Annotated in this window: 23 protein-coding genes and 1 pseudogene; 12 read left to right on the plus strand and 12 right to left on the minus strand. The window is 67.8% G+C overall.

Features of this window, described 5'->3' with window-relative positions; all coding sequences use genetic code 11:
* Positions 1–2: 2 nt before the first annotated feature.
* A complete protein-coding gene (locus tag MTAB308_RS19030) occupies positions 3–1,160 on the minus strand; it encodes a 3-ketosteroid-9-alpha-monooxygenase, oxygenase component (protein WP_066916349.1) in 1,158 nt (385 codons plus the stop codon).
* Between the two features lie 109 nt (positions 1,161–1,269).
* Between MTAB308_RS19030 and MTAB308_RS19035 the strand changes: the two genes are divergently transcribed.
* Entirely contained in the window at positions 1,270–1,794 is a 525-nt protein-coding gene (locus tag MTAB308_RS19035; protein ID WP_066916347.1) for a gamma carbonic anhydrase family protein, read from the plus strand.
* A 119-nt stretch (positions 1,795–1,913) separates the two neighbouring features.
* On the opposite strand, the pseudogene MTAB308_RS19040 reads toward MTAB308_RS19035, so the two are convergent.
* From MTAB308_RS19040 to MTAB308_RS19060, 5 genes and pseudogenes are all read right to left on the minus strand, one after another.
* Positions 1,914–2,811 (minus strand): annotated as a pseudogene (locus MTAB308_RS19040) (PE family protein); the annotation flags it as partial.
* Positions 2,812–2,922: 111 nt separating this feature from the next.
* Entirely contained in the window at positions 2,923–3,357 is a 435-nt protein-coding gene (locus MTAB308_RS19045; protein ID WP_066916342.1) for a nuclear transport factor 2 family protein, read from the minus strand.
* Between the two features lie 2 nt (positions 3,358–3,359).
* Positions 3,360–4,547 carry a thiolase domain-containing protein gene (locus MTAB308_RS19050; RefSeq protein WP_066916340.1) on the minus strand — a complete coding sequence of 396 codons (1,188 nt, stop codon included), beginning with the start codon at positions 4,545–4,547 and terminating at the stop codon, positions 3,360–3,362.
* Entirely contained in the window at positions 4,547–5,611 is a 1,065-nt protein-coding gene (locus MTAB308_RS19055) for a thiolase domain-containing protein (protein ID WP_066916338.1), read from the minus strand. The genes MTAB308_RS19050 and MTAB308_RS19055 overlap by 1 nt, the downstream gene beginning before the upstream one ends.
* Positions 5,612–5,626: 15 nt before the next feature.
* On the minus strand, positions 5,627–6,622 hold the full coding sequence (locus MTAB308_RS19060; protein WP_077101262.1) for a Zn-ribbon domain-containing OB-fold protein: 996 nt from the start codon (positions 6,620–6,622) through the stop codon (positions 5,627–5,629).
* Positions 6,623–6,686: 64 nt separating this feature from the next.
* Here MTAB308_RS19060 and MTAB308_RS19065 point away from each other — a divergent pair, with 64 nt between their 5' ends.
* From MTAB308_RS19065 to MTAB308_RS19075, 3 genes are read left to right on the plus strand one after another with little or no spacing between them, the layout of a single operon-like run.
* Positions 6,687–7,718, plus strand: coding sequence for an LLM class F420-dependent oxidoreductase (locus MTAB308_RS19065; protein WP_066916334.1), 1,032 nt, complete (start codon positions 6,687–6,689; stop codon positions 7,716–7,718).
* A 43-nt stretch (positions 7,719–7,761) separates the two neighbouring features.
* Positions 7,762–8,478: an acetoacetate decarboxylase family protein gene (locus MTAB308_RS19070; RefSeq protein ID WP_077101264.1), complete on the plus strand. Its 717-nt coding sequence runs from the start codon at positions 7,762–7,764 to the stop codon at positions 8,476–8,478.
* Positions 8,475–9,668, plus strand: coding sequence for a cytochrome P450 (locus MTAB308_RS19075; RefSeq protein ID WP_066916330.1), 1,194 nt, complete (start codon positions 8,475–8,477; stop codon positions 9,666–9,668). The genes MTAB308_RS19070 and MTAB308_RS19075 overlap by 4 nt, the downstream gene beginning before the upstream one ends.
* A gap of 63 nt (positions 9,669–9,731) precedes the next feature.
* Here MTAB308_RS19075 and MTAB308_RS19080 read toward each other — a convergent pair whose 3' ends face one another.
* Both MTAB308_RS19080 and MTAB308_RS19085 read right to left on the minus strand, forming a co-directional pair.
* The gene (locus tag MTAB308_RS19080) at positions 9,732–10,571 is read right to left on the minus strand and encodes a hypothetical protein (RefSeq protein WP_066916328.1); all 840 of its coding nucleotides are present in this window, start codon (positions 10,569–10,571) and stop codon (positions 9,732–9,734) included.
* Positions 10,572–10,685: 114 nt separating this feature from the next.
* A complete protein-coding gene (locus tag MTAB308_RS19085; protein WP_077101266.1) occupies positions 10,686–11,498 on the minus strand; it encodes a crotonase/enoyl-CoA hydratase family protein in 813 nt (270 codons plus the stop codon).
* Positions 11,499–11,562: 64 nt separating this feature from the next.
* Here MTAB308_RS19085 and MTAB308_RS19090 point away from each other — a divergent pair, with 64 nt between their 5' ends.
* Genes MTAB308_RS19090 through MTAB308_RS19105 form a run of 4 tightly spaced genes read left to right on the plus strand, consistent with a single transcriptional unit; the run spans position 11,563 to position 16,386 of the window.
* Positions 11,563–13,203 carry an acyl-CoA synthetase gene (locus tag MTAB308_RS19090; RefSeq protein WP_077101268.1) on the plus strand — a complete coding sequence of 547 codons (1,641 nt, stop codon included), beginning with the start codon at positions 11,563–11,565 and terminating at the stop codon, positions 13,201–13,203.
* Positions 13,204–13,218: 15 nt separating this feature from the next.
* The gene (locus MTAB308_RS19095; RefSeq protein WP_077101270.1) at positions 13,219–13,986 is read left to right on the plus strand and encodes a fructosamine kinase family protein; all 768 of its coding nucleotides are present in this window, start codon (positions 13,219–13,221) and stop codon (positions 13,984–13,986) included.
* A 28-nt stretch (positions 13,987–14,014) separates the two neighbouring features.
* The gene (locus tag MTAB308_RS19100) at positions 14,015–14,839 is read left to right on the plus strand and encodes an amidohydrolase family protein (RefSeq protein ID WP_077101272.1); all 825 of its coding nucleotides are present in this window, start codon (positions 14,015–14,017) and stop codon (positions 14,837–14,839) included.
* Positions 14,836–16,386, plus strand: a complete 1,551-nt coding sequence (locus tag MTAB308_RS19105) for an acetolactate synthase large subunit (protein WP_077101274.1) — start codon at positions 14,836–14,838, stop codon at positions 16,384–16,386. Before MTAB308_RS19100 ends, MTAB308_RS19105 begins: the two co-directional genes overlap by 4 nt.
* Positions 16,387–16,445: 59 nt before the next feature.
* Here MTAB308_RS19105 and MTAB308_RS19110 read toward each other — a convergent pair whose 3' ends face one another.
* Genes MTAB308_RS19110 through MTAB308_RS19125 form a run of 4 tightly spaced genes read right to left on the minus strand, consistent with a single transcriptional unit; the run spans position 16,446 to position 21,019 of the window.
* Positions 16,446–17,153 carry a serine hydrolase gene (locus tag MTAB308_RS19110; RefSeq protein WP_077101276.1) on the minus strand — a complete coding sequence of 236 codons (708 nt, stop codon included), beginning with the start codon at positions 17,151–17,153 and terminating at the stop codon, positions 16,446–16,448.
* Positions 17,154–17,165: 12 nt separating this feature from the next.
* A complete protein-coding gene (fadD17, locus tag MTAB308_RS19115; RefSeq protein ID WP_108637452.1) occupies positions 17,166–18,674 on the minus strand; it encodes a long-chain-fatty-acid--CoA ligase FadD17 in 1,509 nt (502 codons plus the stop codon).
* 38 nt (positions 18,675–18,712) lie between these two features.
* Entirely contained in the window at positions 18,713–19,810 is a 1,098-nt protein-coding gene (locus MTAB308_RS19120; RefSeq protein ID WP_077101278.1) for an acyl-CoA dehydrogenase family protein, read from the minus strand.
* 27 nt (positions 19,811–19,837) lie between these two features.
* Entirely contained in the window at positions 19,838–21,019 is a 1,182-nt protein-coding gene (locus MTAB308_RS19125) for an acyl-CoA dehydrogenase (protein ID WP_077101280.1), read from the minus strand.
* A gap of 212 nt (positions 21,020–21,231) precedes the next feature.
* Here MTAB308_RS19125 and MTAB308_RS19130 point away from each other — a divergent pair, with 212 nt between their 5' ends.
* The 4 genes from MTAB308_RS19130 (at position 21,232) to MTAB308_RS19145 (ending at position 24,212) form a co-directional block, all read left to right on the plus strand.
* A complete protein-coding gene (locus MTAB308_RS19130; protein WP_066916368.1) occupies positions 21,232–21,423 on the plus strand; it encodes a ferredoxin in 192 nt (63 codons plus the stop codon).
* 13 nt (positions 21,424–21,436) lie between these two features.
* The gene (locus tag MTAB308_RS19135) at positions 21,437–22,348 is read left to right on the plus strand and encodes a 3-oxoacyl-ACP reductase (RefSeq protein WP_077101282.1); all 912 of its coding nucleotides are present in this window, start codon (positions 21,437–21,439) and stop codon (positions 22,346–22,348) included.
* A gap of 240 nt (positions 22,349–22,588) precedes the next feature.
* Positions 22,589–23,353 (plus strand): MlaE family ABC transporter permease, encoded by a 765-nt coding sequence (locus MTAB308_RS19140; RefSeq protein ID WP_077104537.1) that lies wholly within the window; start codon positions 22,589–22,591, stop codon positions 23,351–23,353.
* 16 nt (positions 23,354–23,369) lie between these two features.
* Complete coding sequence (locus MTAB308_RS19145; protein WP_077101284.1) at positions 23,370–24,212, plus strand: MlaE family ABC transporter permease; 843 nt, start codon at positions 23,370–23,372, stop codon at positions 24,210–24,212.
* Positions 24,213–24,216 lie beyond the last annotated feature (4 nt).

Here is a 24,216-nt window from a genome sequence, read left to right on the forward strand (position 1 = left end):
TCCTAATGTTGCTCGGCGGGTACCTCTTCGGACTCCCGCGCCTTCATGTTTTCCTCGACTTCGGCGTTCCAGTACTCGTTGGCGCGGGTGGTGTCGACCTCGATCTCGAAGCGCTCCACCATCTCTGGGGTGATGTCGGCCACGTCGACATAGAACTGCTGGTACCAGCGACGCAGCTGGTAGACGGCGCCGTCCTCCTCGACCAGCAGCGGGTTTTCGATCCTGGTCTTGTGCTTCCAGATCTCGACGTCCTGCAGGAATCCCTTGCTGACGCCCTCGGTGAACACCCGGGACAGCTTGTCGGTCATCGCTTCGTCCATGCCCTTGGGCTTTTCGACGATGACGCCCCACTGCAGCACGAACGAATTCTGCGTGACCGGGTAGTGGCAGTTGATCAGGATCGACTCGGCCTTGTAGCCGCCGTAGCTGTTGTGCAGCCAGTTGATCATGAACGACGGCCCGAAATAAGAGGCTTCAGAATCCAAGTGCGCTTCGCCGTACGAGGTCCCCAGATCCTCCACGTCGGGCCGGCCGACGTTGTGCAGGTACTGCGAGGCGATGTGGCCCTCGAAGACGTTCTTGAAGTACGTCGGCAACCCCAGGTGGATGTAGAAGAAGTGCGCCATGTCGGTGACGTTGTCGATGATGTCGCGGCAGTTGGAGCCCTCGATGAGGATGCGGTTCCACCGCCAGTCGGTCCATTCGTTGCTGGCCGCCTCGGGGATCTCCGGGATCCTGACCGCGGGGTCCGGCGGATTGCCCTCGTGGTCGTGCCAGACGAACAGCAGGCCGCCGCGGACGTCGGTGGTCCACGACCGGGTGCGCGCGGTCTTGGGGGTGCGCTTGGCGTACGGCACCAGCTTGCAGCGGCCGTCGCCGCCCCAGCGCCAATCATGGAAGGGGCAGGCGACCTCGTCGCCCTTGATGGTGCCCTCGGACAGGTCGCCGCCCATGTGCCGGCAGTAGCCGTCGAGCACCTTCAGGTCCCCGTGGGAATCGGCGAAAACCACCAGCTTGGTGCCGAACGCCTGCACGGGGTGCGGCTTGCCGTCCTGGAAGTCCTTTGCGACGCCCAGGCAGTGCCAGCCGCGCGCGTATCTGGTCGGCAAGGCGCCGGGGTCGATTTCCCGGATGCCGACCGCCTTGGTGTCGGTACTCACCTTCCACCTCCAAGTAGTCTCTAACTAGAACACGTTACAGTTTTGGGTCACGGTGGGCAACGAAGGCTGCCCTGGCTAGGGCATATCGACGCTGGGGTATATCTAGACGATGCCGCTGTTTGCTTTCGAGGGTCGGTCGCCCCGGATCGACCCCACCGCGTTTGTGGCCCCGACCGCGACCCTGATCGGTGACGTCACCGTGGAGGCGGGGGCGTCGGTCTGGTTCAACGCGGTGCTGCGCGGCGACTACGGGCCCATCGTGGTGCGCGAGGGTGCCAACGTCCAGGACGGATCGGTACTGCACGCTCCGCCGGGCATCCCCGTCGACATCGGCCCCGGGGCGACGGTGGCGCACATGTGCGTCATCCACGGGGTGCACGTCGGCCCCGAGGCGCTGATCGCCAACCACGCCACGGTTTTGGACGGCGCGGTGATCGGCGCCCGCAGCCTGATCGCGGCGGGTTCCCTGGTGCTGGCCGGCACCCAGATTCCGGCCGGGATGCTGGCGGTCGGGTCGCCGGCGCAGGTGAAGGGACCGGTCGCCGGAACCGGCGCGGAGATGTGGATCAACGTCAACCCGCAGGCCTATCGTGAGCTGGCGCAGCGTCACCTTGCCGGCCTGGAGCCGATTTAGGCCTCGACGCCGAAAGCTCTGTCGCACAAGCGAACACAGAGCTGACCCCGAACCTTCGATGGGTCGCTTTATCTGGCAACGACTTCCGTTAGCGACTACGTCTGCCCGGGTGTCCCGATGAAGCCGAACAGCAGCCCGGCGGTGCCGCCGTTGCCCCCGTTCCCGTTGCCGCCCACCAGGCCGACCCCGGCGTTACCGCCGTCACCGCCGTTGCCGACCAGCTGGGCGTTGCCGCCGTTGCCGCCGTTGCCGCCCTTGCCGCCGACGCCCAAGTTGGCGATGGCTTCCCCGCCGGCCCCGCCCGTGCCGCCGGAGCCGCAACAGCCGGCCTTTCCGCCGTTACCGCCGTTTCCGCCGTTTCCGCCCGCCGCCGGCGCCCCCATTGGGGCCGCCAAGCCCGCCGGCGCCGCCGGCACCGCCGGCACCGAACAGTCCGGCAGCGCCACCGGCCCCGCCGTTACCGCCGTTGACGGTAGTTGAATTCCCGCCGGCACCGCCGGCCCCGGGGGTGCCCCCGAAAAGTCCGGCGGCACCGCCGTTTCCGCCGTTCTGGCCCGCTGCGCCCGAGCCACCGCCACCGCCGTTGCCGAACAAGATGCCGCCGTTGCCGCCATTTTGCCCCGTTCCCGGCTGGCCGTTGGCACCGTTACCGATCAGCGGTCGCCCCACCAGCGCCTGGGTCGGTGCGTTGACCACGTTCAGCAGTTGCTGCTCAATGGCCTGCAAGGGCGAGGCATTGGCGGCTTCGGTCGCGGCATAAGTACCCGCCGCCATGTTCAGGGTGCGCACGATGCCGTCGTGAAACGCCACCGTGCGTGCGGCCAGCGCTTGATAGGCCTGGCCCTGCTCAGCGAGCAGCGCCGCGATGGCCGTCGACACCTCATCGGTCGCGGGCGCCAGCATCGCCGTCGTCGGGGCCGCGGCCGCCTGATTCGCTGTGCTGATCGTCGATCCGATGGCCGCGAGGTCCGCCGCCGCTGCCGTCATCGTCTCCGGCGAGGTGATCACAAAAAACATGGCGCACCTTCCCGAACTTCGGGTCGACGCCGCCAGTGCGGCGACGGCCATCTGCACGCGGAATCATATCCGCGCAAGATCAGCCCGTCATGCCCGCGGGCCGGCGCCGAATTACGCGCCGGCAACCTTTCGGACGCTCGCGGCTGCCTGGTCCATTTCCCAATACGCGCGCAGGGCGACCATCTTGCCCTCGTCGTTGGCCTTGTAGGTGAACACGCCTTCGGCGGTGACCTGATAGTCACCCGTCGTGATGAGGATGTGCCCGACGTTGGCTTCCTCGTTGCCGCACTGGTAGGTGTCGCGGAAGACGAACTCGATCTTCGTGGTGGGGGCGATGGCCAGGTCCCAGAACGCCGAGATCGCGTCGCGCCCCCTGTGCCCCTTGCCTTCGGGATCGAAGGCCGACGGGCCGATCGGATCTTCGACGATCGCGTCGTCGGCGAACACCTCCAGCCAGGCCGCCTTGTCCCTGGCCATCACCGCCTCGCGGGAGCGGCGGCCGGCCTCGTGAGCGGGGTGCTTGGTCTTTTCCTGAGTGTCGGTCATTGTCAACCTCTTTCGGGTTTGTCCGCCCCCACGACCCACATCGAGTAGTACTGCGAGCCGCCGCCGTAGGCGTGCCCCAGGGCCTTTCGGGCGTTGGGCACCTGGTGATCCCCGCCCTTGCCCATCACCTGGATCGCCGCCTCGGCGAACCGGATCAGGCCCGAGGCCCCGATCGGGTTCGACGACAGCACGCCGCCCGACGGGTTCACCGGCAGCCGCCCGCCGATCTTGGTCTCGCCGGCCTCGGTAAGCTTCCAGCCTTCGCCCTCGGCGGCAAAACCGAGGTTTTCCAACCACATCGGCTCGAACCACGAGAACGGCACGTAGATCTCGGCGGCATCGATCTCGTCGATCGGGCTGGTGATGCCGGCCGCCTTCCACAGCGCCGCGGCCGCGTCACGCCCCGCCTGCGGGCTCACCTGGTCGCGGCCGGAGAACTGCAGCGGCTCGGTGCGCAGCGCGGTGGCGTGGATCCAGGCGACCGGATTTCCCTGCGCCAGGCGGGCTTCGGCGCTTTCCTCGTCGCCGATCACCACGGCGGCGGCACCGTCGGAGGACGGGCAGGTCTCGTCGTAGCGGATCGGGTCCCACAGCATCGGGGACTCCATCACCTTCTCCAGGGTGATGTCGGGCTGGTGCAGATGGGCCAGCGGGTTGCGGGCTCCGTTGAGCCGGTCCTTGACCGCGACCATGGCGCCGATGTTCAGAGGTGCCCCCGACCGTCGAATGTAGGACCTGACGTGCGGGGCGAAGTAACCGCCGGCGCCGGCGCCGACCGGCTTGATGAAGGGGATCGGAATCGACAACGCCCACATGGCGTTTGACTCCGACTGCTTCTCCCAGGCCATCGCCAGCACTCGCCGGTACTTCCCGGACTGGACCAAACTGGCGGCCACCACCGCGGTGGACCCGCCGACCGAGCCCGCGGTGTGCACCCGGATCAGCGGCTTGCCGGTGGCGCCCACGGCGTCGGCCATGAACAGCTCCGGCATCATCACGCCCTCGAAGAAGTCCGGCGCCTTGCCCACCACGACGGCGTCGATGTCGTCGAAGGTGCAAGCCGAGTCTTCCAGCGCCCGGTCGATGGCCTCGCGCACCAGCCCGTTCATCGAAACGTCTTTGCGCTTGGCGACGTACTTGGTCTGCCCGGTACCCAGTACCGCGGCCAGGTGTGCTCCCGCTCCGGCCATCAGTTCTTTCCTTCCATGACCGCGACCAGGTTCTGTTGCAGCGCGGGCCCGCTGGTGGCGTGGGCCAGCACCCGTCCGGCCGACCCGTTCCAGATGTGCTGTGCGGCAAAGCCGATCCGCTCCAGGCCGGCGACGAACATGGGGTTGGCCGCCAGCGGGCCACCGGAGGGATTCACCTTTGTGGCCTCCTGTATGTCGATCGCCTCCGCGAGGATCAGGTGCTGGTGGGTGAACTGCCCGCAAATCTCGGCCACGTCTAGGTCGCGGGTGTTCCCGCCGGTGGCCGCCTTGGCCGCGGCGGTGGTCGATGGCGATTCGGTGAGATTCCGGACGCCCAGCGACGGTGATTCGATGCGGTGCTCGATGCCGGTGATCCAGGCCGGGTTTTCGCGCAACTCGCGCGCCCGGTCGTCGGCGGCGAGCACGATCGCGGCGGCGCCGTCGGTGATCGGGGCGATGTCGTGCCGGCGCAGCGGGTCGGCGAAGAACGGCCGCTCCAGCAGGTCGTCGAGGCTGACGGGAGGCTGCACGGAGTCCACTCGTTTTGCGCACGCGAAGGATTCGAACGCGACACGCGCCATTTGCGTCTCGGTCCACCTGCCGGTGTCGAGCCCGATGCGGGCCTGTAGGCCGGCCATCGACACCGAATCGGGCCACAGCGGCGCGACGGTGTAGGGGTCGGTCTGGCGCGACAGGATTTGGCGCAGGATTCCGGCCGAGGACTTGCCGAAGCCGTACACCAGCGCGGTGTCGACCTCGCCGGTCAGGATCTTGATGTAGGCCTCGTACAGCGCCCACGCCGCGTCCATCTCGACATGCGATTCGTTGATCGGGGGAACAGCGCCGATGGAGTCGATCGCGGAGATGAACGAAAACGCCCGTCCGGCAAGGTAGTCGGACGATCCCGAACACCAGAAGCCGATGTCGGCCTTGGTGATGCCGAGCTGCTCGTAGAGCTCGGCGAAGCACGGCATCAACATCTCGACGCCGTTGGTGGTGCCGTCGGTACGGCGGACATGCGGGGCGTGGGCGAAGCCGACGACCGCCACGTTGCGAGCGCTCATGTGTTCCTAAGCCCTTTACAGGTGGTGCTTGTAGGTGTCGTAGTCGGCGTCGGGTTCCCCGGTCGGCCGGAAGTACTCGATGTTGTCGATGCCAAAACCCCACTCCTCGCGGGGTTTCCACACCGCCTCGACCCGCATGCCCATCCGCACCTCGTGGGCGTCGATGTCGGCGACCAGGTGCAGGAACGGGATGTCGGCGCCGTCGAGCAGCACGTAGGCCGCCACGTAGGGCGGTTTGATGCGCTGGCCCTGGAACGGGATGTTGATGATCGCGAACGTCGTCACCGTGCCCTTGTCGGGCAGCTCGACGAACTCGGTGGTCGGCTGGCCGGTGGCCGGGTCGGCCCCGTGCGGCGGGAAGTACACCTTGCCTGTCTCACCAGTGCGCGCCCCCAACAACCTGCCCTCGGCGATGGCGCGCAGGTACGCGCTCTCTTCGTGCGAGGCGGTGTGCTGGATCGTCAGCGAGATCGGCGTCACGATCATGGTGACCGGTTCCTGGTCCCCATCGGTCGAATCGGGGACGGCCTCGGCTTGGTCGCCGAGCGCGAAGTAGGCGATGTCCGTGATGGCGCCGACCGTCTCGTCGGCCCAGTGCACGTGGACCCGGGCGCCGGTCCGAATAGCCTCGGGTTCGCCCGCATCCACCGCGTGCATTAACAGCGTGTCCGCGCCGTCCAGCTTGATCAGTGCCCACGCGAAGGGCCGGTCCAGTGGTTGCCCCTGCAAAGGCTCGGGCTGCCACGTCCAGGACGCGACGGTGCCGACCGCCGACACCGGTACCATCTCGCCCAGCGGCTCATAGGTAACCGGGTCATATTCCGCCGGCGGGACATGTACCCGGCCATCGGATCCGCGCACCCCCAGGATGCGGCGCTCACGCAACGCGGTGAAGAACTTGCTGAGCGTGGAGCCCACCGAACGGGTGTAGTCGAAGGACAACGTCAGTGGCGCGGAGAGCGGTGGCTCAGGATGATCTATCAAGGTCGGGCTGCTCGAACTGGCTGTCACGCCTTCGAGTAGAACAGGTTCTAAGAATCGTTTCAACACTGGGTCGGGTCGGAAGGCGGAGGCTATGAAGCTTGGGTTGCAGCTGGGGTATTGGGGCGCTCAACCGCCGGAGAACGCCACGGAACTCGTCACCGCGGCCGAGCAAGCCGGATTCGACGCCGTGTTCACCGCCGAGGCGTGGGGATCCGACGCCTACACGCCGCTGGCCTGGTACGGATCCTCGACGTCGCGGGTGCGGCTGGGCACGTCGGTGGTCCAGCTGTCCGCGCGGACTCCGACGGCCTGCGCAATGGCCGCGCTGACCTTGGATCATTTGAGCGGCGGTCGGCACATCCTCGGGCTGGGCGTGTCCGGCCCGCAGGTGGTCGAGGGCTGGTACGGGCAGCGATTCCCCAAACCGCTGGCGCGCACCCGCGAGTACATCGACATCCTGCGGCAGGTGTGGGCGCGCGAAAAGCCGGTGACCAGTTCCGGGCCGCACTACCCGCTGCCGTTGACGGGGCCCGAGACCACCGGGCTGGGCAAGCCGCTCAAGCCCATCACCCATCCGCTGCGCGCCGACATCCCGATCATGCTGGGCGCCGAGGGCCCGAAGAACGTCGCGCTGGCCGCCGAGATCTGCGACGGCTGGCTGCCGATCTTCTACACACCGCGAATGGCCGACACCTACAACGAATGGCTCGACGAGGGGTTCGCCCGGCCCGGCGCGCGCCGCAGCCGCGAGGACTTCGAGATCTGCGCGACCGCCAACATCGTCATCACCGACGACCGCAGCGCCGCGTTCGCGGCCATGAAGCCCTACCTGGCCCTCTACATGGGCGGGATGGGCGCGGAGGACACCAACTTCCATGCCGACGTCTACCGCCGGATGGGCTATGCGGAGGTCGTGGACGACGTGACGAAGCTGTTCCGGTCGAACCGAAAGGACGAGGCCGGGAAGATCATTCCCGACGAGCTCGTCGACGACGCCGCGATCGTCGGCGACCTGGACTACGTGCGTAAGCAGATCAAGGTCTGGGAGGCCGCGGGCGTAACGATGATGGTGGTGTCCGGCCGAAGCACTGAGCAGATCAGCGAGCTTGCCACGCTGGTTTAGGCGTTCCTTGCCAGGGGAGTAGAACGCGTTCTAGATTGGCCCGATGACAGCCTCGCAGCACACCATCGCGGGCACGGTGATCACGATGCCGGTGCAGATCCGCAAGGCAAATCAGCACATGGCGATGTTCTCGGTGGACGCCGACGCCGCCCAGCACCTGATCGACTACAGCGGCCTGCAGGTCTGCCGCTACCTGCCCGGGCGCACGATCGTGGTGCTGATGCTGATGCACTACATCGACGGCGATCTGGGCCAGTACTACGAGTTCGGCACCAGCGTCATGGTCAACCCGCCCGGCTCGAACGCGAGCGGGCCGCGGGCGCTGCAGTCGGCGGGCGCGTTCATCCATCACCTGCCCGTCGACCAGGCGTTCACCCTGGAGGCGGGTACCAAGATCTGGGGCTACCCGAAAGTCATGGCGGACTTCACCATTCGGGAGGGCCGCGAGTTCGGGTTCGACTGCACCGTCGACGGGCAACTGGTGATCGGCATGGACTTCCGTCGCGGCCTGCCGATTTCGCTGACCCCGCGCCAGTCGGCCCAGCGCAGCTACTCGCACCGCGACGGCATCACCCGTGAGACCGCCTTCGAACACACGCTGGACGGCGTGCGGACCCGACTCGGTGGAGTGCGCGTCCGGCTCGGCGATCACCCGTACGCGAAAGAGCTGGCGTCGCTGGGCCTTCCGAAGCGCGCGCTGCTGTCCAGTTCCGCGGACCAGGTACAGATGACATTCGGTGACGCCCAGGAGCTCCCATGACGATGACCAGGCCAGACGTCGACCTGACCGACGGCACCTTCTACGCGGGCGACTCCCATGCCGTCTACCGTTGGATGCGGCAGAACGAGCCGGTCTTCCGGGACCGCAACGGGTTGGCCGCCGCGTCGACGTACCAGGCGGTGATCGACGCCGAGCGCAACCCCGAGCTGTTCTCGAACGCCGGCGGCATCCGACCCGACCAAGACGGGGTCGAGATGATGATCGAGATGGACGACCCCCAACATCTGTTGCGCCGCAAGCTCGTCAACTCCGGTTTCACCCGCAAGCGGGTGAAAGACCAAGAGTCCAAGATTGTTTCGCTGTGTGACACGCTGATCGACGCCGTGTGCGAACGGGGCGAGTGCGACTTCGTCTGGGACCTCGCCGCGCCGCTGCCGATGGCGGTCATCGGCGACATGCTCGGGGTGTTGCCGGAGGAACGCGAGATGTTCCTCAAGTGGTCCGACGATCTGGTCGGCGCCTTGAGCAGCACCGCGGCCGAAGCCGACATTCAGGTCACCATGGAGGCCTTCGCCGCCTACAGCGAATACATGATGGGCATGATCGCGGCCCGCAAGTCCGAACCGACCGACGACCTGGTCAGCGTCCTGGTTCACGCCGAGGTCGAGGGATCGCGCCTGGAAGACCACCAGATCGTCACCGAGGTGCTGCTGCTGCTCATCGGCGGCGACGAGACCACCCGTCACACCCTGTCCGGCGGAACCCGGCAGCTGCTGTTACACCCCGATCAGCACCGGCGCCTGGTCAACGATTTGGATTTGTTGCCCAACGCGATCGAGGAGATGCTGCGCTGGACGGCCCCGGTGAAGAACATGGCCCGCACGATCACCGCCGACACCGAGTTCCACGGCACCAAGCTGACCCAGGGCGAGAAGATGATCCTGCTGTTCGAGTCGGCGAACTTCGACGAGAAGGTCTTTGACGATCCGGAGAGCTTCGACATCGAGCGCTACCCGAACAACCACCTCGCGTTCGGCTTCGGGACGCATTTCTGCCTGGGCAATCAGCTCGCCCGCCTGGAGCTGTCGATCATGCAAACGCGGCTGCTGCAGCGCCTTCCGGACCTGCGGCTGGCCTCGGATGCGGCGCTGCCGTTGCGGCCGGCGAACTTCGTGTCCGGCCTGGAGAAGATGCCGGTGGCGTTCAGCCCGACCGCGCCGTTGGGCTAGAGGGCTCGCGCCTCGCCGAGCGTGCACTCACGGCGAGGAATCGGCCAAATTTCGTGCGTGAGTTCACGTTCGGCGATCCCACGCCGTGGCCAGCCGCGCCAGGACGCCGCCCCGCGTGTGGTCGGCCGTGACGCGGATGGCGATCCAACCCAAAGCGTGCAGCGCTTCATAGCGGTCGATGTCCCGGCGCAGTTGCCGACGATCGGTCCGATGGTGGTCGCCCTCGTACTCGAGGGCTATTTTGAGCTCCTCCCAACCGATGTCGACAACCGCGACAAGCTCGCCATATTCGCCGTAGACCGGGATCTGGGTCTGCGGCGGAGGGTATCCGGCCTCGATGACGGTGAGCCGCAGCCAGGTCTCCCGGGGTGACTCCGCACCGGCATCGACAAGCGCGAGCGCGCGCCTGGCTCGCCGGATGTTCCGGTGGCCTTTGTAGCGTTCCGCAACCAATTCCGCATCGGCGACCTTCAGTCGGGTTGCCCGAGCCAGGGCATCGATAGCGGCGACCGCGTCCCCGACCGGATTGCGACAGGCCAGGTCGAACGCTGTGCGGGCCGGATTCGTCGCCAGCACGTCACCGATCACCTCAGTCTCATCGTCGGCGACGGTGTCCGACCAGGTACGGATGCCGGCCGGGGGGCGACGGTGCTCGTAGAGCAATTGCGCCGGCGCGCGGCGATCCACCCAGTTGGCGCCGTGCAGCGCCGACGCGGAATGCCCCGCGACCACCCCGCGCCGCCGGGACCACAGCCAGGCGGCACGCGCGCGCGTCACTGCGGTCAAGTCCTCGTCGCACGGGACGTAGACGTCCGGATGGAGGGCGACGAATCTGCTTCGCAGCGCATGCCGCGTCAAAGCGCCCGCAGCGAGTGCTTCGCTGCCGATCAAAGGTTCTCCCACTCAGGCAGTGTGGCTCGGACCACCGACAACCGCGCCGAGCGTGAAGCCAGGTATCAAATTCCGGCGAAATCCCGCCGACAGTTCACGTTCGGCAACGGGGACGGGGCGCTGCGGTCAGCGGTTCTGGAAGTTGGGCTTGCGTTTCTCGGCGAACGCCCGCGGGCCTTCCTTGGCGTCGTCGGACAGGAACACCTTGATGCCGATCTGGGTGTCGATCTTGAAGGCATCGTTCTCGTGCAGGCCCTCGGTCTCCCGGATCGCCCGCAGGATCGCCTGCACGGCGAGCGGGCCGTTGTTCTCGATCAGTTCGGCGATCTCCAGCGCCTTGGTCAGCGCCTGGCCGTCGGGCACCAGGTGGCCGATCAGGCCGATCTCCTTGGCCTCGGCGGCGGTGATGTGCCGGCCGGTGAGCAGCAGGTCGCACGCGACGGTGTAGGGGATCTGCCGCACCAGCCGCACGGCCGAGCCGCCCATCGGGTACAGGCTCCACTTGGCCTCCGAGATGCCGAACTTCGCGCTCTCGCCGGCGACCCGGATGTCGGTGCCCTGCAGGATCTCGGTGCCGCCGGCGATCGCGGGCCCTTCGACGGCCGCGATGAGGGGTTTGGTGAGTCTGCGGCCTTTGAGCAACGCGTCGATCCGTGACGGGTCGTAGCTGCCGTCCTTGAACGAGTCGCCGGGCGGTTTCTTGGTCGCCGTCTTGAGGTCCATGCCGGCGCAGAAGTAGCCACCGGCCCCGGTCAGGATGCAGCAGCGGATGTCGTCGTCGTTGTCGACGCGATCCCAGGCCTGCACCATGATTTCCATCATTTCGGTGCTCAGCGCGTTGCGGGCGTGCGGCCGGTTCAACGTGACGATCAGGGTGTGACCGCGCTGCTCGACGAGGGCGTCCGGTCCCGATTGTTCGTTTGCTGGCGCCTGAGTCACAGCTACCGCCTTTCCGTCGTCGTGGGGGGCGAGCTTGTCAAGAAATGTAACACGTTCTAATTTGGTGGCCGTGGCCCTGAATATTGCCGACCTCGCCGAGCACGCCATCGACGCTGTGCCTGACCGTGTCGCCCTCATCTGCGGCGATGAGAAGCTGACCTACGCCGAACTGGAGGAGAAGGCCAACCGCCTCGCGCACTACCTGATCGACCAGGGCGTCAAGAAGGACGACAAGGTCGGCCTGTACTGCCGCAACCGCATCGAGATCGTGATCGCGATGCTCGGCATCGTCAAGGCCGGGGCCATCCTGGTCAACGTCAACTACCGCTACGTCGAGGGCGAGCTGCGCTACCTGTTCGACAACTCCGACATGGTGGCGCTGGTGCACGAGCGCCAGTACTCCGACCGGGTCGCCAACGTGCTGCCGGACACCCCCAACGTCAAGACCATCCTGGTCATCGAGGACGGCTCCGACAGCGACTACCAGCGCTACGGGGGCGTCGAGTTCTACTCCGCGATCGCGCAGGGCTCACCCGAGCGCGACTTCGGCGAGCGCAGCGCCGACGACATCTACCTGCTGTACACCGGGGGTACCACCGGCTTCCCGAAGGGCGTGATGTGGCGCCACGAGGACATCTACCGGGTGCTGTTGGGCGGCACCGACTTTGCCACGGGCGAATTCGTCAAGGACGAGTACGACCTGGCCAAAAGCGCCGTCGCCACCCCGCCGATGGTCCGCTACCCGATTCCGCCGATGATCCATGGCGCCACCCAATCGGCGACCTGGATGTCGATCTTCTCGGGTCAAACCACCGTGCTGGCACCGGAATTCAACGCCGAAGAGGTGTGGCGCACCATCCACGAGCACAAGGTCAACCTGCTGTTCTTCACCGGTGACGCGATGGCCCGGCCGTTGCTCGACGCGCTGGACAAGGAACACGAATACGACCTGTCGTCGCTGTTCTTGCTGGCCAGCACCGCGGCGCTGTTCTCGCCAAGCATCAAGGAGAGGCTGCTGGAGCTGCTGCCCAACCGGGTCATCACGGATTCCATCGGCTCCTCCGAGACCGGGTTTGGCGGCACCAGCGTCGTGGCCGCGGGTGCGCCGCACAGCGGCGGCCCCCGGGTCACCATCGACCACCGCACCGTCGTGCTCGACGAGGAGGGCAACGAGGTGAAGCCGGGCTCGGGTGTGCGTGGCTTCATCGCCAAGAAGGGCAACATCCCGGTCGGCTACTACAAGGACGAGAAGAAGACGGCCGAAACCTTCAAGACCATCAACGGCGTTCGCTACGCCATCCCCGGGGACTGGGCCCTGGTCGAAGAGGACGGCACGGTCACGATGCTGGGCCGCGGCTCGGTGTCGATCAACAGCGGCGGCGAAAAGATCTACCCCGAGGAGGTCGAGGCCGCGTTGAAGGGCCACCCCGACGTCTTCGACGCGCTCGTGGTGGGCGTGCCCGACCCCCGTTACGGCCAGCACGTGGCCGCCGTCGTGCAGCCCCGGCCCGGCTGCCGGCCAACGCTGGCGGAGCTGGACAGTTTTGTGCGGTCCGAGATCGCGGGATACAAAGTGCCGCGCAGCCTTTGGTTGGTCGACGAAGTGAAGCGTTCGCCCGCCGGCAAACCCGACTACCGCTGGGCCAAGGAGCAGACCGAGGCGCGCCCGGCCGACGACGTGCATGCGAGCCACGCGACGACCTGAGGCGCACCTAGCGGCGTGACCGACTTCGTCAAGCAGCACCCGGACGCGCCCGCCGGCTATTTCGCCTGGGAGGCAGCGGGTTTGGGGTGGCTCGGCGACGTCGACGGCGGCGTGCCCTGCGCCCGGGTTGTCTCGGTTGGCCCGACGAGCCTGACCCTGCAGCGGCTTGAATCCGTGCCCCCGACCGCCGAGGCGGCGGACACGTTCGGCGCGCAATTGGCCGTCACCCACGACGCGGGCGCCCCGGCGTTCGGCGCGGGACCCGACGGGTGGGACGGGGCCGGGTTCTTCGGGCCGCTGTCGCGGCCGCTGCCGATGTCGCTGCGTCGGCACCGACGGTGGGGCGATTTCTACGCCGACGAGCGGCTGGCCCCGATGGCCGAGTTGGCCGCGCCGCGGCTGGACGCGTCGACCCGCGCCGCGATCGACGCCGTCGCGGCTCGCTGCCGCGCGGGCGACTTCGACGACGATGACCGGCCGGCCCGGCTGCACGGCGACCTGTGGAGCGGCAACGTGATGTGGACGGCCGACGGGGTGGTGCTGATCGACCCGGCGGCGCACGCCGGTCACCGCGAGACCGACCTGGCGATGCTCGCGCTGTTCGGCTGCCCGCACTACGACGCCATCCTGGCCGGTTACCAGCGGGTCCGACCGCTGCACTCGGGTTGGCGCGGCCGCATCGGGCTGCGCCAGCTCTACCCGCTGCTGGCCCACGTCGTGCTGTTCGGCGGCGGGCACGCCGCGCGGACGGGAGCCGCCGCCCGCGCCGCGCTCTCGGCCTGACCAACACCGCCGTCTACAGTCGATCGCGATGACGATCGACGTGTGGATGCAGCATCCGACGCAACGGTTCCTGCGCAGCGACATGCTGGCCTCGCTGCGGCGCTGGACCGGCGGGTCGATCCCCGAGACCGACATTCCCATCGAGGCGACCCTCGCGGCCATGGACGCCGCCGACGTCGGCTTCGGCCTGCTCAGCGCCTGGCGCGGCCCGGCCGGCCAGGACCTGGTCTCCAACGACGAGGTCGCGGAATGGGTGCGGTCACACCCGACCCGGTTCGCGGGTCTGGCCGCCGTCGACCTCGATCGCCCGATGGCGGCGGTCCGCGAGCTGCGGCGCCGCGTGCAAGAGGGCTTCGTGGGCCTGCGGGTGGTGCCGTGGCTGTGGAACGCGCCGCCCACCGACCGCCGCTACTATCCGCTGTTCGCCGAATGCGTGGAGTCCGCCGTGCCGTTCTGCACCCAGGTCGGGCACACCGGCCCGCTGCGGCCGTCGGAGACCGGACGCCCGATTCCCTACATCGACCAGGTGGCGCTCGACTTCCCGGAGCTCGTCATCGTGTGCGGCCACGTCGGCTATCCGTGGACCGAGGAGATGGTAGCGGTCGCCCGCAAGCACGAGAACGTCTACATCGATACCTCGGCCTACACCATCAAACGGCTCCCCGACGAGCTCGTCCGCTTCATGAAAACCGGTACCGGCCAACGCAAAGTGTTGTTCGGCACCAATTACCCGATGATCACCCACACGCACGCTCTGGCGGGAGTGGACGAACTCGGGCTCAGCGATGAGGCCCGCCGAGACTTCCTGCGCGGCAACGCCGAACGTGTTTTCGGACTGGAGGCAAACAGGTGAACGGCGCTCAGGCACTGATCAACACCCTGGTAGACGGCGGCGTCGACGTCTGCTTCGCCAACCCCGGCACGTCGGAGATGCACTTCGTGGCCGCACTCGACACGGTTCCCCAAATGCGCGGCGTGCTGGCCCTTTTCGAGGGTGTCGCCACCGGCGCGGCCGACGGCTACGCGCGGATAGCCGACCGGCCCGCCGCGGTGCTGCTGCACCTGGGGCCCGGGTTGGGCAACGGCCTGGCCAACCTGCACAATGCGCGGCGCGCGCACGTGCCGATGGTGGTGGTCGTTGGCGATCACGCCACCTACCACAAAAAGTACGACGCCCCACTGGAATCCGACATCGACGCGCTGGCCGGCAGCGTCTCGGGATGGATGCGCCGCACGGACAAGACCGCCGACGTCGCGTCCGACGCGGCCGAGGCGGTCGCCGCCAGCCGGTCGGGCTCGCAGATCGCCACCCTGATCCTGCCCGCCGACGTGTCCTGGTCCGACGGGGCGCAACCCGCGGCCACGGCGCCCGCGAATCCCTCCAGGCCAGATCCGCAGCTGGCGTCCGCGGCGCTCCAGGTGCTGCGTTCCGGGGAGCCCACGGTGCTCATGATCGGGGGCGACGCGACCCGCGGGCCGGGGCTGGCGGCCGCGGCGCGGATCGCCCAGGCCACCGGCGCCCGGCTGCTCTGTGAAACGTTCCCGACCCGACTGGAGCGCGGCGCGGGCGTTCCCGCGGTCGAGCGGCTGGCTTACTTCGCCGAGGCCGCCACCGCCCAGCTGAACGGCGCCAAGCATCTGGTGTTGGCGGGCGCCAAGTCGCCGGTGTCCTTCTTCGCCTACCCGGGCATGCCCAGCGACCTGGTGCCGGCCGGCTGCGAGGTGCACGTGCTCGCCGAACACGGCGGCGCCGCAGCCGCTTTGGTCGCTTTGGCCGACGAAGTGGCCCCGGACACGGCCGCGCCGGCGGCGGAAGCGTCGCGCCCGCGGCTGCCGACGGGCGCGTTGACGTCGGCGTCGGCGGCCGACGTGATCGGGGCGTTGCTGCCCGAACGCGTGATCGTCGTCGACGAGTCCAACACCTCCGGCCTCCTGCTCGCCGCGGCCACCGCCGGTGCGCCGGCTCATGATTGGCTGACGCTCACCGGCGGCGCGATCGGCTACGGCATCCCGGCCGCGGTGGGCGCGGCCGTGGCCGCGCCGGATCGTCCGGTGCTGTGCCTGGAATCCGACGGGTCCGCCATGTACACGATTTCGGGGTTGTGGACCCAGGCCCGAGAGAACCTCGACGTGACCACCGTGCTCTATGACAACAGCGCCTACGACATCTTGCGCGTCGAGCTGCAACGTGTCGGAGTCGGGTCCGCGCCCGGCCCCAAGGCGCTTGATTTGCTCGACTTATCCCGTCCCACAATGGATTTCGTCAAGATAGCCGAAGGTATGGGGGTCCCGGCGCGCCGCGTCACCACCGCCGAGGAGTTCGCCGACGCCCTGCGCGCGGCCTTCGCCGAACCCGGTCCGCACCTCATCGACGCGGTGGTGCCCTCGCTGATGGGATAGTGCCGGCGCCGATGCCACCGCCGGGTAATGGGTTGGCGATGCCCACCAACGCGGTGCCGTCACGGTTCGCGTATTGCGGGTAACTGCGCGACGAGCCAGTCGGCCATCGCGTCGATGACGGCGACCCCGGCGTCGAACGCCCCGGCTTGCGCCGCCAGCGCCACACCCAGATGTCCCGATTCCGTTGGGACGATGCCGAACTGCCGGACCAGGTAGTCGTCGGCGGATCCGGGTCCCCAACCGGCTTTTGCCGCAATGCCTTTGGCGGCCAGGCCCCAGCGCTGGTCGGTGGTCAGTTGGCGCATCAGGTCGACGACGATCGCGGCGTCACCGAGCGCGGGCAGTCCCGCGGCGAATCGTGCCTGACTATCCAGGGACCATTGCGTTTGGCCAAACGCGGTGAAGGGCGGACGAATTCGTTGCGATTCGACCGCGGTGTCGGCGTCGCCGCATTCGGCGACGACGGCTTGTACCTGGAGGGCGGCCCGGGCGGGATCGCCCAACTGGGACCACAACCGCTCGGACGCCTCGTTGTCGGACTCGGTGATGGCCTTGACGACCAACTCTTGGGCACGCGCGGGATCGCGACGCAGGGCCGCGATTGCCAGCGGTACTTTGATCGTCGACCACGCGACACCGGATGACCATCGGCCCAAGGAAAGCACGTCGGCAACGTCGGAACGGGCGACCGCGACGCCGATCGTCGCCGGGACGGCGGCGGCAAGCTCTCGAAAGCTCGCCTCCAGTCGGGGCGGTGCGGGGGTCATGTCGGCTCGGCGCTACCGGCGAATCGGCCACATCGGATCGCCGCAGTCGACGCCCTGCGCCGACAACTGCCGCTTGAGTACCTTGAAGGTCACCGTGCGCGGCAGCTCCGGACTGACGCGGACGTACGACGGCCATTGCTTGGGTCCCAGGTCGGGCTGCTCGGCCAGAAAGGCCCGGAACTTTTCGGGATCGAACTCCACGCCGGCCGCCATGACCAGCGCGGCCATCACCTGGTCGCCGACGACCGGGTCTGGCACCGCGTACACCGCGACCTCGGTGGCGTCCGGGTAGCGCGACAGCACGCGCTCGATCGGGGCGGCGCCCAGGTTTTCGCCGTCGACCCGCATCCAATCGCCGAGCCGCCCGGCGAAATACGCGTAGCCGTCCTCATCGCGATAGGCGAGGTCGCCACTGTGGTACATGCCGCCGGCCATCCGCGCGGCCTCGGCGGCCTCGTCGTTGTAGTAGCCCTCGAAGCGGCCGGGCCCCGCGGTGTTGACGATCTCGCCGACCACCCCGACCGGGCACGGCTCGCCGGTGTCGGGGTCGACGATCGCTATCCCGTCGGGCAGCGGCCCCAGCGCGCCCGGCGGGGTGTCCGGGGTCCGAGCGATGGCCACCCCGCCCTCGGTCGAACCGAACCCGTCCTGGACGACGCACCCAAACCTGCGCCCGAAGCGCTCGATGTCGGCCGGTACACCCTCGTTGCCGTACACCGCGCGCAGCGGGTTGTCCGCGTCGTCGGGCCGCTCGGGGGTGGCGAGCACGTAGGACAGCGGCTTGCCCACGTAGTTGGCGTAGGTGGCGCCGTACCGTCGGACATCGGCCAGGAAGTTCGACGCGGAAAACTTGCGCCGCAAGGCCATTGAGCCCTGGCACGCCGCGGCCACCGCCCACCCGACCAGCACCGCGTTGGAATGGAACAACGGCATCGACACGTAGCAGACGTCGTCGTGGCCGAGGTCGAAGCGCTGCGACATCGTCACGCCGGCGATGGCCACCTTGCCGTGGCTGCACTTCACCGCCTTGGGCTCGCCGCTGGTGCCCGACGTGAAGATCAGCATGAACAGGTCCGCGGGCGACGCGGACTGGAAACGAAGCTCGGCGCCCCGGTGCGCGTCTATCTCGGACGCCCACTCGGCGGAATCGACGTTCGTGTGCTCGATATCGCCCAGTGGCGCAGCCGATTTCGAGTCAGCCAGCACCAATTGGCAGTCGGCATGCGCGATGTCGCGGGCCAGCGCTTCACCTCGGCGCACCGGGTTGAGCCCCACCGGCACGATCCCGGACATCCCCGCCGCGACCAGCATCGCCGAGAAGAACGGGGTGTTCTCCAGCAGCACGCCGACATGCGGCGGCTTGGCCGGGTCGAGGCGGTCGCGCAGCGTCGCAGCGATCGCGGCGCCGTGGCGGACGTGATCGCGCCAGCTGGTGAACGAGTCTTCGAAATAGACGCCGCTGTCGTCGATCTCGGCCAGCGGGACCAGCAGCTTGGTGACGGTCGGGTCGGCGGGAATCACGAAACCCACTTGGCCCTCCCCGTCGATTGCTCGCGCGCTCAGGCGGGGGTTTCCGCCAGTTCACGGCCGATCCGGCGCAGTTGCCCGGTGGCCCCGCGCAGCGCGAACTCGATTTCCTTGGCGGCCAGGAAGTAACGGTGCACCGGGTGGTCGGTGTCGACGCCGACGCCGCCGTGCACGTGCACGACGGTGTGCGCCACCCGATGCCCGGCGTCGGCGGCCCAGAACCCCGCGCTGGCCACGTCGATCTCGGCGGGGTGGTCCTCCGAAACCCGCCAGGCCGCCTGGGTCAGCGTCAGCCGCAACCCCTTGACGTCGATGTAGCCGTCGGCCAGCCGCTGCGCCACCGCCTGGAAACTGCCGATCGGGCGATCGAATTGCTCACGGGTCCGGGCGTATTCGGCGGTGAGCTGCAGGCCCCGCTCCAGCACCCCGAGCTGATAGGCGCTGCGGCCCAAGGTGGTCAGCGTGTCGAGCCAGACGGCGACGATCCCGTCCCCGACCTGTCGGCCGCCGTCCACCTGAACCCCGTCCAGCGTCAGGTGCCCGACGCTGCCGAGGCCGGTGGTCTCCAGCGCCGTCACCGTGACGCCCGGATCGTCGGCGGCAACCAGGAAAACGGCAGCACCGGAATCGGTTTCGGCCGGAACCAGGAAGGCGTCGGCGACCGGGCCGAAGCCGACCTGCGTGCGGCTGCCGGTGAGCCGGAAGCCGTCACCGGCACGGGTGGCCTGCACCGGCCCCTCGCCCATTTCGCCGTCGAGCGCGACGGTCAGGATCTTCTCGCCCCGAACCGCCGGCCCGCCCCAGCCCTGCTGCAGTTCGTCGGAGCCGAACCGGGCCAGCGCCCCGGCGGCCAACACCACCGACTCCAGGTAGGGCACCGCGGCCAGCTGGTGGCCCAGCGCGACCAAGATGGCCACCTGCTCGAGGACGCCAAAGCCGTCGCCGCCCAGCGACGTTGCCGACGCGCTGGTCAGAATGTCAGCCTCGACGAGCTTGCGCCACAGGTCGCGGTCGAAGCGTTGCGCAAGCTTGTCGAGCTCGCGCTGATGCTCCGGGGTGCACACCGCATCCACGATGGTGTCGACCAAACCGCCGAGGTCCTGCGCGGCTTCCGTTGTCGTGAAGTCCATGAATTCTCGTCCTTATATAGAGGAAGCTCAGCGGTTGGCTCGGGGCAGTCCCAGCGCGACCATCCCGATGATGTCGCGCTGCACCTCGTTGGTGCCGCCGCCGAAGGTCAGGATCAGGCAGGCCCGGTGCATCCGCTCGACGCGGCCGCGCAGCACGGCGCCGGGCGAGTCCGGGCGCACTGTGGCCGCGGTACCCAGCACCTCCATCAGGAGGCGGTATGCCTCGGTGGCCAGCTCGGTGCCGAACACCTTCGCCGCCGAGGCATCGGCCGGCGACAAGTTCTCACTCGCCGCCGACGCCAGCTCCCAGTTGATCAGCTTGAGAACCTCGGCCTTGGCGTGCACGCGGGCCAGGTTGAGCTGCACCCACTCCGAGTCGATGAGCCGGGCGCCGCTGGCGTCCTTGGTGTGCTGGGCCCACTCACGGACCTCGCGCAGGGCCACGATGATCGGCTGCGCCGACACCAGGGCGACCCGCTCGTGGTTGAGCTGGTTGGTGACCAGCTTCCAGCCGCCGTTCTCCTCGCCGATCAGGTTGGTCACCGGGACCCGCACGTCGGTGTAGTAGGTGGCGCTGGTGTCGGGGCCGGCCATCGTGTGCACCGGCGTCCAGGAAAAGCCTTCGGCGGTCGTCGGCACCACCAGCATCGAAATGCCGCGGTGCTTCTTGGCCTCGGGGTTGGTGCGCACCGCCAGCCAGACCCAGTCGGCGTACTGGATCAGGCTCGTCCACATCTTCTGGCCGTTGATGACGTAGTCGTCGCCGTCGCGAACGGCGGAGGTGCGCAGGTTGGCCAGGTCGGTGCCGGCGCCCGGCTCGGAGTAGCCGATCGAGAAGTGCAGGTCACCGGCCGCGATCTTGGGCAGGAAGAACTTCTTCTGTTCGTCGGTGCCGAAGGCCATGATCGTCGGCGCGACGCTGTTGATCGTCAGGAACGGCACCGGCGCGCCGGCGATGGCCGCCTCGTCGGTGAAGATCAGCGAGTCCATCGGCGAGCGGTCCTGCCCGCCGTACTCCTTCGGCCAGTTCAGGGTCAGCCAGCCGTCCTTGCCCATCTGCGAGACGACCTCGCGGTACGCGTTGCCCGTCCCGATCTCGCCCTGTGTGGAGCTCAGCGCCTCGCGGCGCTCCGGAGTCATCAGCGTGGTGAAGTACGACCGCAGTTCGCGACGCAGCTCCTCCTGTTCAGGGGTGTAACTGATGCGCATAACCAGCCGTCCTTGTTCGTTAAGCGTCGATATCGAATGCCACGTCACGTGTGGTAACCCTGCCAACGGCTACCCGTTCGCCTCCCCGGTTGTAACACGTTCTAGTCTTGGAATCCAGCGACCGTTTCCCCTGACGCACCGGGGCCCTATGGTGGACCTACATACCGATGGGGCGAGTGCTCAGTTTGAAGGCCAGGTTCGAGGAGGGTGCCGTGCGGGTGATCGTGGATCGTGACCGGTGTGAAGGGAACGCGGTGTGCATGGGAATCGCGCCTGACCTGTTCGACCTGGACGACGAGGACTACGCCGTCGTGAAGATCGATCCGATTCCGCCCGACCGAGAGCAGCTGGCCGATCAGGCCATCGCCGAGTGCCCCCGCGCCGCTTTGCTGCGCCAGGACTAGAGGTATTCATAAATTGACTAGCAGCACAAACGTGGCCGATCTGTCCGGAAAGGTCGCGGTGGTGACCGGTGCGGCCGCGGGACTGGGTCGCGCCGAGGCGCTCGGCTTAGCCGGCCTCGGCGCCACCGTCGTCGTCAACGACATCGCCGGCGCGCTGGATGCCTCCGACGTGATCGACGAGATCAGCGCCACCGGCGTCAAGGCCGTCGCCGTGGCCGGGGACATCAGTGAGCGCGCCACGGCCGACGAGCTGGTGGCCACCGCCGACGGGCTCGGCGGGCTGGACATCGTCGTGAACAACGCGGGGATCACTCGCGACCGGATGCTGTTCAACATGTCCGACGAGGAATGGGACCTCGTCATCGCGGTGCACCTGCGCGGCCATTTCCTGCTGACGCGCAACGCGGCCACCTACTGGCGCACGAAGGCCAAGGACGTCGGCGGGACGGTCTTCGGCCGCATCGTCAACACCGCCTCCGAGGCCGGTCTGGTGGGGCCGGTGGGCCAGGCCAACTACGGCGCGGCCAAGGCCGGCATCATCTCGCTCACCCTCACCGCCGCGCGGGCCCTGGGCCGCTACGGGGTGTGCGCGAATGCGATCTGTCCGCGGGCCCGCACGGCGATGACGGCCGACGTCTTCGGGGCGGCACCCGAAGTAGAGGCCGGCGGCATCGACCCGCTCTCGCCGGAGCACGTGGTCAGCCTGGTCAAGTTCTTGTCATCGCCGGCCGCCGCGGAAGTCAACGGTCAGGTGTTCATCGTCTACGGTCCGCAGGTGACGCTGGTTTCCGCGCCAACAGCGGAGCACAGGTTCTCGGCGGACGGGCCGGCGTGGGAACCGGGCCAACTCAGCGGCGAGCTCCAAAAATACTTTGCTGGACGCGATCCGGAGCGGAACTTTTCCGCCGTCGGGCTGATGGAGTAATGGCCGTGTAAGCGAATTTCGCGGGGGGAATTGACCGAGTAGAACATGTGTCAGATTGAAGTAACGGCAACGCCTCTGACCTGGACAAACTGACGCTTCGGATACAGAAATGCTGTTCATTGACAGCACCCACTTCTTCTGAGTTAATATGAGCCGGCTCACACGGGGCCGCGAGCGGCCGAAGACAATGCAAAGGCGGAACACAGGCTTCGCCGCGACCAGCAAAGGGGGGTGGCCGAGTTGAGACAACAGCTTGCGGTTCCCGCCCGCGCTGTGGGCGGGTTCTTCGAGATGATGATCGACACCGGCCGTGAGACCTTCCGGCGGCCGTTTCAGTTCGGCGAGTTCCTCGAACAGACGTGGATGATCGCCCGCGTGTCGCTGGTGCCGACGCTGCTGGTCTCCATCCCGTTCACGGTGCTGGTCGCGTTCACCCTCAACATCCTGTTGCGCGAGATCGGGGCGGCCGACTTATCCGGCGCTGGAACGGCATTCGGCACCATCACCCAGCTGGGCCCGGTGGTCACCGTGCTCGTCGTGGCCGGCGCCGGCGCCACCGCGATCTGCGCCGACCTGGGTGCCCGCACCATCCGCGAAGAAATCGACGCGATGCGGGTGCTCGGCATCGACCCGGTCCACCGGCTGGTGGTGCCGCGGGTCCTCGCGTCCACGGTCGTCGCGCTGTTGCTCAACGGCCTGGTGTGCGCCATCGGCCTGTCCGGCGGCTACGTGTTCTCCGTCTTCCTGCAGGGCGTCAACCCGGGCGCGTTCATCAACGGCCTGACCGTGCTCACCGGGCTGCGCGAGCTGGTGCTCGCCGACGTCAAGGCCTTGCTGTTCGGCGTGATGGCCGGGCTGGTCGGGTGCTATCGCGGCCTGACGGTCAAGGGCGGTCCCAAGGGTGTCGGGAACGCCGTCAACGAAACCGTGGTCTACGCGTTCATCTGCCTGTTCGTCATCAACGTGGTCATGACGGCCATCGGCGTGCGGATTACGGCGAAATGAGGCGAGTGAGCACCCGATGAGCTACGACGCCACCCTCCGGTTTCGCCGCATCATGACGAGGTTGCAGGCGCCCGTCGACGACTTCGGCGAGCAGGCCTTGTTCTACGGGGAGACCCTGCGGCACGTCCCCGACGCACTCACCCGCTACCGCAAAGAGACGATCCGGCTCATCGCCGAGATGACGCTGGGCGCGGGCGCTCTCGTCATGATCGGCGGCACCGTCGGGGTGGCGGCCTTCCTGACCCTGGCCTCCGGCGGCGTCATCGCCGTGCAGGGCTACTCGTCGCTGGGCAACATCGGCATCGAGGCGCTCACCGGGTTCCTGTCGGCGTTCCTGAACGTCCGCATCGTCGCGCCGGTGATCGCCGGCATCGCGCTGGCGGCCACCATCGGCGCCGGCGCAACCGCCCAATTGGGCGCCATGCGGGTGTCCGAGGAGATTGACGCCGTCGAATGCATGGCGGTGCAGTCGGTTTCGTACCTGGTGTCCACCCGGCTGATCGCCGGCCTGATCGCGATCATTCCGCTGTATTCGCTGTCGGTCCTGGCCGCGTTCTTCGCCGCCCGCTTCACCACGGTGTACATCAACGGGCAGTCCAAGGGCCTGTACGACCACTACTTCAATACCTTCCTCATTCCGTCCGATTTGCTGTGGTCGTTCCTGCAGGCCATCGTGATGTCCATCGCGGTGATGCTCGTCCATACCTATTACGGCTACAACGCCAGCGGCGGGCCGGTCGGGGTCGGCATCGCGGTCGGGCAGGCCGTGCGAACCTCGCTGATCGTCGTGGTCGTCATCACCTTGTTCATCTCGCTCGCCGTCTACGGCGCGTCCGGCAATTTCAATCTCTCCGGGTAAGGGT

This window comes from Mycobacterium terramassiliense, assembly GCF_900157385.1.
GTDB classification, from domain to species: domain Bacteria; phylum Actinomycetota; class Actinomycetes; order Mycobacteriales; family Mycobacteriaceae; genus Mycobacterium; species Mycobacterium terramassiliense.